Below are 11675 nucleotides of genomic sequence, written 5' to 3' on the forward strand. Positions count from 1 at the left end.
CGTCACCTGAACGGCGACGGCCTGCTGTTAGCGCCAGAAGGGGGTGTTAGCCGTGCTGTTTACAGCCAGCGCACTGCTTGTTCTGGATCTGCTGGAAGAAATCGTTGCCTTTATCGTCGACGAGAATAAACGCCGGGAAATCTTCCACTTCGATTTTCCAGATAGCCTCCATCCCCAGTTCCGGGTAGGCCACGCACTCGAGGCTCTTGATGCTCTGTTGCGCCAGCACCGCCGCCGGGCCGCCGATGCTGCCGAGGTAGAAGCCGCCGTGTTGGTGGCAGGCGTCGGTGACCTGCTGGCTGCGGTTGCCTTTCGCCAGCATCACCATGCTCGCGCCGTGGGACTGCAGCAGATCGACGTAAGAGTCCATGCGGCCAGCGGTGGTCGGGCCGAGGGAGCCGGAGGCGTAACCGGCAGGCGTTTTGGCCGGGCCGGCGTAGTAGATCGGATGATCTTTCACGTACTGCGGCAGTTCCTCGCCGTTGTCGAGCAGCTCTTTCAGCTTAGCGTGCGCGATATCGCGGGCGACGATAATGGTGCCGTTGAGGCTCAGGCGGGTGGAAACCGGATGGGCAGATAGTTGCGCCAGGATCTCGCTCATCGGCTGATTCAGGTTGATGCTGACCACCTTGCCTTCGCCCTGCTGACGCAGATGTTCAGGGATATATTTTCCTGGATTGCTCTCCAGCTTCTCAATCCAGATGCCGTCGCGGTTGATTTTGGCTTTGATGTTGCGGTCGGCGGAGCAGGAGACGCCCATGCCGATCGGACAGGAGGCGCCGTGGCGCGGCAGGCGGATCACCCGGATATCGTGGGCGAAGTATTTGCCGCCAAACTGCGCGCCGAGGCCGAGGTTTTGCGCTTCCTGCAGCAGTTCCTGTTCAAGCTGCACATCGCGGAACGCCTGACCGTGCTCGTTGCCTTCGGTCGGCAGGCCATCGTAGTAGCGGGTAGAGGCCAGCTTGACGGTCTTCAGCGTTGCTTCCGCCGAAGTCCCGCCGATGACAAAGGCGATGTGGTACGGCGGGCAGGCGGCGGTACCGAGGGTGCGCATCTTCTTGACCAGATAGTTTTTCAGCTTCGCCGGGGTGATCAGCGCTTTGGTTTCCTGATAGAGATAGGTTTTATTGGCGGAACCGCCGCCTTTCGCCATGCACAGGAATTTATATTCGTCGCCGTCGACGCTGTAGAGATCGATCTGCGCCGGCAGGTTGGTGCCAGTGTTGACCTCTTTATACATATCCAGCGGGGCGTTCTGTGAGTAGCGCAGGTTATCTTCGGTATAGGTGTTGTACACGCCCTGCGCCAGGGCGGCTTCGTCGCCGCCGCCGGTCCAGACGCGCTGGCCTTTTTTACCCATGATGATGGCGGTGCCGGTGTCCTGACAGGTGGGCAGGACGCCTTTGGCGGCGATTTCCGAGTTGCGCAGGAACTGCAGGGCGACATACTTATCGTTATCGCTGGCCTCCGGGTCGAGCAGAATCGAGGCCACCTGCTGCTGATGGGAGACGCGCAGCATAAAGGCGGCATCGTGGAAGGCCTGTTGCGCCAGCAGGGTCAGCGCCTGCGGTTCCACTTTCAGCACTTCCTGGCCGTCAAACTCGGCGACGGAGACGTGCTCTTTGCTGAGCAGATAGTATTCGGTATCGTCGTGCGCCAGCGGGAATGGATCCTGATAAACAAACGGTTTAGTCGACATAATCACTTACTCCATAAAGATAAAAACCGCCGGGGTGCTCCCGGCGGTTATGAATCAGAACATCATGGACATCCACGGATAGCCAATCAGCAGCAGGGCGGCCAGGAAGATGGCGCCAAAGATGGTGCCGAGGCGCCAGTAATCTTTGGTCGGCAGATAGCCGCTGCCGTAGTAGATCGGGCTCGGGCCGGTACCGTACGGGGTGATGATCCCCATCACGCCCAGCGAGGTCACCATCAGCAGAACGAACACTTCCATATTCATTCCCGGAATGGTGGCGGCGATGGTCAGCATGGCCGGCAGCAGCGCGGTCGTGTGCGCGGTGGTGCTGGCAAACAGATAGTGCAGCAGGTAGAACGCCAGCAGCAGGACGATGGTCGCCATCCCCGGGGAGATACCGCTCATCAGCGCGCCGCCCTCTTTACCCAGCCAGGCGATAAAGCCGGTGGAGGAGAGGCCGTCGGCCAGCGCCACCAGGGTGGCGAACCAGACAAAGGTGTTCCACGCCGCTTTATTGTTGGTGATATCGCTCCAGGAGAGCACGCCGGTCCACAGCATCAGCACGATAACCAGCAGGGCGGCCAGGGCCGGTTCAATCCAGTCGGCGGCGAAGATCCACATCATCAGCGCGAAGCAGACGAACACCAGCAGCAGGATCTCATTGCGCGACAGTTTGCCCAGTTTTTCCAGTTCACGAGCGGCCCACAGCGGCACTTCGTTATTGACTTTCACTTCCGGCGGGTAGAACCAGTAGGCCAGCAGCGGCATGGTCAGGATCAGCAGTACGCCAAGCGGCAGGAAGGCGATGAACCAGGTGCCCCAGGAGATGTTGATACCGACGATGCTTTTTACCAGCGCCAGCGCCAGCAGGTTCGGCGCCAGTGCCGACAGGAACATCGAGCTGGTGATACAGGCGGCGGTGATCGCTACCCACATCAGATAGGAACCGATTTTACGCGCGCTCGGATCGTTCGGTTTTGAACCGTACAGCGGCGGCAGGTTGGCGATAATTGGGTAAATGGTGCCCCCGCTGCGCGCTGTATTCGACGGCGTAAACGGCGCCAGCAGCAGATCCGCGAAGGTGATGGCGTAGCCCAGCGTCAGGCTGCGACGGCCGAGATATTTCACCAGAATCAGCGCCAGGCGGCGGCCGAACTGGGTTTTATCGTAGCCGGCGGCGAACATAAAGGCGCCGAAGATAAGCCACACGGTGGAGTTGCCGAAGCCGCTCACCGCCCACTTAAAGGAGGCGCCAGCCATTTTGAAGCCGGGTGCGGCCATCTGTTCCGGGCTGAACAGCAGCCATTGACTGCACAGGGCGATGACCACCACGCCGGTGATGCCGATAACGGCGCCAGGCAGTGGTTCAAAAATCAACCCGACGATCACCCCGACGAAGATAGCGAAGTAGTGCCAGGCGTACGGCGGCAGGCCGTCCGGGACCGGGACGAAGAGTAATAGCACAGCAACGATAATCGGCAGCGCCATCATCAGGAGACGTTTTTTATTCGCAGTCGTTGGATTGACTGCACCGGCAGGCGGTATGGTTGTCTTTTTCTCTTTCATAATGAGTATCTGCAAGTTGTTGAAAATAACGTTTCCGCCAGCGATGCGCTCAGTGATTTCTTTAATTACAAAAATTACTTTAGTTTTTATTTTGCGTTTCTGAGTATCGTCTTGGCGATTATTTAACGCGGTTTGATGGGCGTTAAATTAAATTTGTTGGTTATTTATATATTGCGCTTTCAATGGTCGTTGCAATTGATCGAGATCAAGAAAAGCAGGTGATTTCACTATTTTTTTATTTTCGATATAACCCTATCTGATGAGGTGTTATTTTGGCGAAAATATCGATAAATGTTAAAATAAAAATGTACAATTAATGCTGTTTTTACTCGACACATGCCTATGTCTATGAAATAAAAACAAATAATCTTGATGGCTGGTCGCTTTGAATGTTAACGAAAGTATCTAAAATGTTATCCTTCATTTGTATTATGTAAATGCTATTTATTATTTTAATAATACAATAGGGGTAGCGATGTTATTGCTGGGGTTAAATAGTTTTATAACTAACGTAATTGATTTAGTAACTAAAAAAATCGCTATATTATTAGCATGACAACAGGAATTAAAAAACCACAACCATTAATGATTCCGTCACCCATTCTGAATTTTTAATATTTCAAAATCTGGAGCGTAACTTATGACCAGTAACGAACGTATTTTGCAGCCATTTACTTTACCAAATGGTACGGAGCTGAAAAACCGTTTGCTGATGGCGCCGATGACCACCTGCACCGGTTATTTCGACGGGACTGTCACCAGCGAGCTGGTGGAGTACTACCGCGCCCGCGCCGGCAGTATCGGCACCATTATTGTTGAGTGCTGCTTTATTGATGACTACGGTCTGGCCTTCCCGGGCGCTATCGGTATCGATAACGATGAAAAAATCGCCGGCCTGGCGAAAATCGCTGAAGCAATTAAAGCGGAAGGTTCGAAAGCGATTCTGCAGATCTATCACGGCGGCCGCATGGTCGACCCGCAGCTGATTGGCGGACGTCAGCCCGTGGCGCCGAGCGCCATCGCCGCCCCGCGTGAGGGCGCCGCGATGCCGCGGGCGCTGAGCGGAGAAGAAGTGGAGGGGATGATCGCCAAGTTTGGCGAGGGCGTCCGCCGCGCTATCCTTGCCGGCTTCGATGGGGTCGAAATTCACGGCGCCAACACCTACCTTATTCAGCAGTTCTATTCGCCAAACTCCAACCAGCGCGACGACGAATGGGGCGGTAGCCGCGACAATCGCGCCCGCTTCCCGCTGGCGGTTCTCGACATCACCCATAAAATGGCCCGCCAGTACGCTGACGATGCCTTTATCATCGGCTACCGCTTCTCGCCAGAAGAGATGGAGGTCCCGGGGATCCGCTTCGATGACACCATGTATCTGCTGGAAAAACTGGCCGCTCGCGGCGTCGATTATCTGCACTTCTCGGTGGGCGCGACCCTGCGTCCCTCTATCGTCGATACCAGCGACCCGACGCCGCTGATCGAGAAATACTGCGCCATGCGCTCTGACACTCTGGCTCAGGTGCCGGTGATGGGCGTCGGCGGGGTGGTTAACGTTGCCGATGCCGAGCTGGGCCTCGATCACGGCTATGACCTGATCGCTGTGGGCCGCGCCTGCATCGCCTATCCTGACTGGGCGGCTCGTATCGCCGCGGGTGAAGAGCTGGAGCTATTTATCGACAGCACCCAGCGCGAAGCGCTGCACATTCCGGAACCGCTGTGGCGCTTCTCGCTGGTGGAAGCGATGATCCGCGACATGAGCATGGGCGACGCTAAATTTAAGCCGGGGATGTTTGTTGAAACCGTTCAGGATGACGCCAATGAACTGGTGATCAACGTCAGCCTCGAAAATGACCATATCGCCGATATCGAACTGGCGGCGAGCCCGGTGCAGACCGTGGAGTTCACCACCAGCTTCGAAGAGATCCGCGAACGTATTCTCACCGCCAATACCCCGCACGTCGACGCCATTTCCGGGGCCACCAGCCAGAGCGAGGCGGTGAAAAAAGCGGTCGCCAAAGCGATGCTGAAATCGAGCAAAGCGCTGGCGGCGGAAGAGGGCGGCAATGACGCCGCGCCGAAAAGCTATGATGTGGTGGTCGTCGGCAGCGGCGGCGCCGGCCTGGCGGCCGCCATTCAGGCTCACGACGAAGGCGCCAGCGTGCTGATCGTCGAGAAAATGCCGACCATTGGCGGGAACACCATCAAGGCTTCCGCCGGGATGAACGCCGCGGAGACCCGCTTCCAGCGCGTGAAAGGCATTCAGGACAGCAAAGAGCTGTTCTATCAGGAAACCCTGAGGGGCGGGCACAATAAAAACAATCCGCAGCTGCTGCGCCGCTTTGTGGAGAATGCCCCGCAAGCCATTGAATGGCTGGCGGACCGCGGCATTATGCTCAACGATATCACCACCACCGGCGGGATGAGCATTGACCGCACCCACCGTCCGCGCGACGGATCAGCGGTCGGCGGCTATCTGATTAGCGGCCTGGTGCGCAACATCACCAAACGCGGCATCGACGTCCTGCTGGATACCTCGGTGGAAGAGATCCTGATGAGCGGCGATGAAGTCAGCGGTGTGCGTCTGATCAACGACGAAAACGAGATCGTAGAGATCCAGACTAAAAGCATTGTGGTGGCCACCGGCGGCTTCAGCGCCAACAGCGCGATGGTGGTGAAGTATCGTCCTGACCTCGAAGGCTTCGTCACCACCAACCACAAAGGGGCCACCGGGAGCGGTATCGCGCTGCTGGAGCGCATTGGCGCCGGTACCGTGGATATGGGCGAAATTCAAATCCACCCGACCGTTGAACAGCAGACCTCCTATCTGATTTCCGAGTCGATTCGTGGCGGCGGGGCGATCCTCGTCAACCAGCAGGGTAACCGCTTCTTCAACGAAATGGAGACCCGCGATAAAGTCTCCGCGGCGATTATCGCCCTACCGGAACACTATGCGTACATCGTCTTTGACGAACATGTGCGGGCGAAAAACAAAGCCGCCGATGAGTACATCGCCAAAGGCTTCGTCACCAGCGCCAGCTCGCCGCGTGAACTGGCGGATAAACTGGGGATGGATTACCATGCCTTCCTCGCCACCCTTGAGTGCTACAACGGGGCGGTGGAAAAACAGCATGATGAACAGTTTGGCCGTACCACCGCGCTGCGCGCGCCGATTAACGAAGGTCCGTTCCATGCCATCCGTATCGCCCCGGGGGTGCACCACACCATGGGCGGCGTGACCATTAACACCGATGGCGAAGTGCTGGACGTTGCCCGGCAGCCGATCCGCGGCGCCTACGCCGCCGGTGAGGTGGTTGGCGGGATCCACGGCGGCAACCGTATCGGTGGTAACGCGGTGGCGGATATCATCATCTTCGGCACCCTCGCGGGTCGCCAGGCGGCGAAACGCGCCAGAGGATAAGACGTAATTGCTGATGCCGGGCTGGCGCTCTCGCCGCCCGGCTTATCCCTTCTAAGGAGAGCCCGATGTCTGATAACCGCGTCTATAGCTACTCCGCCGTTCTGATGGGTTCTCCCATCCAGCTCAAACTCTGCTCCCATAATGAGGCGCTGGCCTCCCGCGTATTTCAGTTAATCAAACGCTACGAAGATCTGCTTACCGTTAACCGCGCCGAGTCGCAGGTAATGGATATCAACCACGCCGCCGGACGTCACCCGGTGACGGTCAGCCGCCCGGTCTTTCAGCTCATTCAGTGCGCCAAAGCCGCCAGCATGGTGCGCGACAGCGCCTTTAACCTCGCGATTGGGCCGCTGGTGAAGCTGTGGCGAATTGGCTTTCAGGGACACAGCGTGCCTGACGCCGGCGAAATCAGGGCCCGGCTGGCGCTGACCCGCCCGCAAGAGGTGATCCTGGATGAGGCAACCTGCAGCGTGTTTCTTCAGCAGCCGGGGATGGAGCTGGATCTTGGGGCGATCGCCAAAGGCTATATCGCTGACCGGGTGCGTGATTATCTCCGTCAGCAGCAGGTGGAAAAGGCGCTGATCAACCTCGGCGGCAACGTGCATACCCTTGGCGAATGGGCCATTGGCCTGAAAAAACCGTTTGCCGATGCGCAGGCGCTGATCGGCTCTCTGACGGTTAACGGGCAGTCGGTGGTCACCTCGGGCACCTACGAACGTTATTTCGAGCAGGATGGCAGGCGCTGGCACCATATTCTCGACCCGCGCAGCGGTTACCCGCTGGATAACGAACTCGACAGCGTCACGGTGATTTCCACTGATTCTTTAGACGGCGATATCTGGACCACGCTGCTGTTCGGTCTCGGCGTCGAGAAAGGCTGTGCAGCGCTGCGTCAACGGCAGGATATCGACGCGATTTTCGTCACCAAAAATCGCGACATTATACTTTCATCGCCGCAGCGATTGCGCTTTGCGGCGCTGGATAGCGGCTACCGCGTTATTGACTGTACTGCTTAAGCAAACTGTACTGTTCGGCCACCAGCCGGTAGCGATAGACCGGCCGCCCGGTGGCGCCGTAGTGGATAGTGGTATAGAGAATATTGATCTGCGCCAGCCAGATCAGATACTTACGGCAGGAAACGCGGGAGATATTCACCGCCGCCGCCAGCTCATCGGTAGAGAATTCAACGTCCGGGTGGGCGTCAATCCACTGGCACAGCGTGCGCAGGGTTTGCGCGGTCAGCCCCTTGGGCAGCTTGCGCGCGTCGCTGGCCTCCGGCGTGCCGCCGTGCAGCAGGCGGTCAACGTCGGCCTGCTCGTAATAGGGTTGGCCGGTTATCAGCTTGCGCTTCTCCCGCCAGGTAGTGAGCGCCTCTTCAAAACGGGGAAACTGGAAGGGTTTGATCAGGTAATCGACTACCCCGTAATGCATGGCGGTCTGCACCGTGGCGGCATCCGCCGCTGAGGTGATCATGATGACGTCGATGGCGCGCCCCGATTGACGGATAGTCGGCAGCAGATCGAGCCCGCTGTCCTGCTGCATATAGACATCCAGCAGCACCAGATCGATCTCCTGCTGCGGATCGTTAATCATCTCCTGGGCTTGACTGAGCGTCGAAGCGCTCCCGCTGCAACGAAAGCCGGGAACCCTTGCCACGTACAGGCGATTCAGTTCGGCCACCATGGCATCATCGTCAACAATCAACACATTTATCACGCACGTTTCCTTTTACTATCCCAGGGGAGATGAACAAAAAATTGAGTAAATACGCAGGGTTCCGACTCGACGGCGAGGGTGCCGCCCAGCTCGCGTAATTGCTGGTTGGCGAGAAACAGCCCGACGCCGCGATTCTCGCCTTTGGTGGAGAACCCTTTGTTAAAGATAGCGTCGATGTTGTTTTCCGGGATCCCCGGCCCGTCGTCGCTCACTTCACCGCTTAGCCAGCCGTCCTGATAGTGCAGCAGCAGGCCGATCTCGCCCTCCGCCTGACCGTTCATGGCATCCAGCGCGTTCTCAATAAGGTTGCCCAGCACCGTCACCAGCACGGTGACCTGCTTCTCATTCGGGCAATCCGGCACCAGGCTCTCTTCCGCCAGCTTAAGGGTAAAGCCGCACTCGGTGGCGCGCTGCATTTTACTTATCAGAAAGCCGGCGACCACCGGGGATTTTATGCGGTGCTGAATATCGCCGATGTCCGCCTGGTAGCGATGGGCGGTCTGCAACACGTACTCCTCGAGTTTGCCATAGCTTTTCATATTCAGCAGGCCGAGGATCACGTGCAGTTTATTCATAAATTCATGGGAGGTGGTGCGCAGGGCATCGACATAGCTCATCATACCGTCCAGCCGCTGCAGCAGCTGGCTGACTTCGGTCTTATCGCGGAAGGTACAGATGGCGCCGACCACGGCCTCCTGGCTGCGGATAGGCACCGTGTTGCTGATTAGCAACAGGCCATTGCATCCCAGCTCGCGGTCGTACATCGGCTCGCCGCTGTGCAAAACCGTCTGCAGGTCAGCGAGCAGCGGGGTATGAGCGAGCGTCTTGTCCGGCCCGGAAAAGAGGATCTCGCGCGCCGCCGGGTTGATCAGGTTAACCTCACCATGGGCATCGACGGCCACCACCCCCTCCTTGAGGGCGTGAAGCATGGCCTGACGCTGCTGAAACTGAGTGGAGATTTCTTGCGGCTCCAGTCCCAGCAGGACGCGCTTCAGGCCGCGCACCAGGCTCCAGGTGCCGAGGGCGCAGACCAGCGCGCTGAACAGGATGGTCAGCAGCACGTCCCAGCGGCTGTTGGCGATCTGCTCGTCCACTTTACTCAGCGAAATGCCGACCACCACCACGCCAATCTGCTGATGCTGATCGTTGAACACCGGGGTAAACACCCGCAGCGCCGGGGCCAGCACGCCGTGGTTAATGGCCACGTTCTCTTTTCCCTGCAGCGTCGGCTGGATATCGTGGCCGATGAAGGGTTTGCCAATAATTGAGCTATCCGGATGCGAATAGCGAATACCCTGCATATCGGTGACGATAGCGTACAGCAGGTCGTTGCGCCGGGTGATGGTCTGCGCCAGCGGCTGAATAATTTGCTGCTGCGGCGGCGCCTCCAGTCCGCGCTTCACCTGCGGCATATCGGCCATGGTGCGCGCCACCGCCAGCGCGGTCTCTTTCAGACCATCGCGAGTGGCATTGCTGATCTGCATATACCACAGGGCATAGACCAGCAGCAGCACGGCGCCGATCACGCTGCCAATCATCAAGGAGACGGCGGTGCTCAGCTTTAGCGGTAAGGGGCGTTGACGAACGCGAGGCGGGTGCTCTGATGCCTTCATGACGATCCCGGATAGAGTCAGTAAACGATTATTATCGCTGATAGCGTGGCATTCATAAAGCCGTGTAATCAAAGCAAAAGGCCGCTTTTGCTACGGTAGCCTCGTCCCGTCCACGATAAACTGTCGCTTTTCGCCACAGGCTTAAGGCAGACATGATGGAACTGGCATCTCTGGTCCGGGATATTCTCCGGCAACAGCACGTTGAACGACTGGCACAGCATCGTGAACAGGACCATGAAGCGGAAGCAGAGTGGGAGATCGCGCGCTGGCGACATCGCAGCGGGGTGGTGATCGAGCACCGCTACGAACTCGAACTTCCGCAACAGGATGCCGCCTCCTGCCCGGAGTGCTGGATCGAGTGGCAGGTTATCGATAGCGCCGGCCTGGTGGTGCAGCCAATGCGCAAACAATTTTATAACCTCTGTCAACAATCCTTCTGGCTGGCCATGCAGGCGGACGGCGAAGATGAGAGCTGAGACAGGATTGTTCAGATAATCGGCAATTGCCCGTGAATGGGCGATCGGGACGGTAAACTGTGACCCCGACGGCGGTAAAGCGCGGAAGATTCCCCTTATAGTGGCGACAGAGGTTAAATAGTCCTGATGAATATAAGGATATGCATCAGGCCGCTGATTTCGCCGAGATGCGCTTTTTCTGTCGTAAATGGAGGTTGTTATGAGCAGTTCGCTAACCGCGTCAATGCAGGCACGTCGTCACCCGGATACCACCCACATCGATCGCCTCGCCACCGCCGACATGCTGGCGATGCTGCATCAGGATGATAAGCAGATATCGGAGGCGGTTGGCGCCTGTTTGCCGGATATCGCCCGGTTGATTGATATTGCCACCGCGACAATGAGCCGGGGAGGGCGTCTGGTTATTATCGGCGCCGGGGAATCAGGCCGCACGGCTGTCCAGGCGGTCAGCGACTACTCTCCGGAAGGCAAACACGCGCTGGTGGGGCTGATTGCAGGTGGGCAGACGCCGGCGATGGCCGAGCGGGAGACCGCGGCGAATAATTACGATCTAGGCGCCTTCGAGCTGCAGTCGCTGGACTTTTCCAGCCACGATATGCTGCTGGCGCTTACCGTTAGCGGCAAGACCCCATGGGTCTGGGGGGCGATGCGCCACGCCTGGTCGCTGGGGGCTCCGATCGCGGTGGTGACTCAGCAGGCGGCCAGCGAGGCGGCGCAGCTGGCGGATATAATTATTGCTCCGCAAACCGGGCCGGAAGCGGTGGCGGGCTTGACCAATCCGAAGGCCCGGCTGGCCCAGCGGCAGATCCTTAACATGGTGTCGACGGGCCTCGCTATCCGTGACGGCCGGGTGTACAGCAACCTGCGAGTGGATCTGCAGGCTGACAGTCCACACTGGGCGGAGCGGCAGGTGGCGATTGTCATGGCGGCCACCGACTGCACGCGCAGCGAAGCGAAAGCCGCGCTGACCAGCTGCCACCACCAGTGCCGCACCGCCATCCTGATGCTGCTCAGCGGGCTGGACGCCTGGCACGCGCGGGAGCTGCTGACCAAACATCACGATCATCTGCGTCTCGCCCTGCGCGAAGCCCAGCGCAGCGCTGTCACTCCCGCCCATTAAGCCTTTAGCCAGGCGCGCACAAACGGTATGCGCGCCTGCACTTTATTAACTAAAGAAATTCCTCTCT

8 protein-coding genes are annotated in these 11675 nt (G+C 58.2%); 4 read left to right on the forward strand and 4 right to left on the reverse strand.

Annotated features, from left to right (window positions below; genetic code table 11):
* Positions 1–46 precede the first annotated feature (46 nt).
* On the reverse strand, positions 47–1699 hold the full coding sequence (gene fumA, locus ACQUTI_RS00720) for a class I fumarate hydratase FumA (protein ID WP_428923167.1): 1653 nt from the start codon (positions 1697–1699) through the stop codon (positions 47–49).
* 54 nt (positions 1700–1753) lie between these two features.
* Positions 1754–3265: an anion permease gene (locus ACQUTI_RS00725; protein ID WP_049092623.1), complete on the reverse strand. Its 1512-nt coding sequence runs from the start codon at positions 3263–3265 to the stop codon at positions 1754–1756.
* Between the two features lie 640 nt (positions 3266–3905).
* On the opposite strand from ACQUTI_RS00725, the gene ACQUTI_RS00730 reads away from it, so the two are divergent.
* Entirely contained in the window at positions 3906–6683 is a 2778-nt protein-coding gene (locus ACQUTI_RS00730; protein ID WP_032455986.1) for a flavocytochrome c, read from the forward strand.
* A 65-nt stretch (positions 6684–6748) separates the two neighbouring features.
* A complete protein-coding gene (locus ACQUTI_RS00735) occupies positions 6749–7699 on the forward strand; it encodes an FAD:protein FMN transferase (protein WP_109938939.1) in 951 nt (316 codons plus the stop codon).
* On the opposite strand, the gene dcuR is transcribed toward ACQUTI_RS00735, so the two are convergent.
* The gene (dcuR, locus tag ACQUTI_RS00740) at positions 7680–8399 is read right to left on the reverse strand and encodes a two-component system response regulator DcuR (protein WP_017900307.1); all 720 of its coding nucleotides are present in this window, start codon (positions 8397–8399) and stop codon (positions 7680–7682) included. The two genes, ACQUTI_RS00735 and dcuR, sit on opposite strands and share 20 nt — an antisense overlap.
* A complete protein-coding gene (locus ACQUTI_RS00745; protein ID WP_428923168.1) occupies positions 8396–10012 on the reverse strand; it encodes a sensor histidine kinase in 1617 nt (538 codons plus the stop codon). Before ACQUTI_RS00745 ends, dcuR begins: the two co-directional genes overlap by 4 nt.
* Positions 10013–10164: 152 nt before the next feature.
* Between ACQUTI_RS00745 and ACQUTI_RS00750 the strand changes: the two genes are divergently transcribed.
* Together ACQUTI_RS00750 and ACQUTI_RS00755 are read left to right on the forward strand one after the other, a co-directional pair.
* A complete protein-coding gene (locus ACQUTI_RS00750; protein WP_186334902.1) occupies positions 10165–10488 on the forward strand; it encodes a hypothetical protein in 324 nt (107 codons plus the stop codon).
* Between the two features lie 199 nt (positions 10489–10687).
* Positions 10688–11608, forward strand: coding sequence for an N-acetylmuramic acid 6-phosphate etherase (locus tag ACQUTI_RS00755; protein ID WP_017900310.1), 921 nt, complete (start codon positions 10688–10690; stop codon positions 11606–11608).
* Positions 11609–11675 lie beyond the last annotated feature (67 nt).

Origin of the sequence: Klebsiella sp. 7-CIP_Kleb. (genome assembly GCF_050378655.1) — a bacterium.
Classification (GTDB): Bacteria; Pseudomonadota; Gammaproteobacteria; order Enterobacterales; family Enterobacteriaceae; genus Klebsiella; species Klebsiella quasipneumoniae.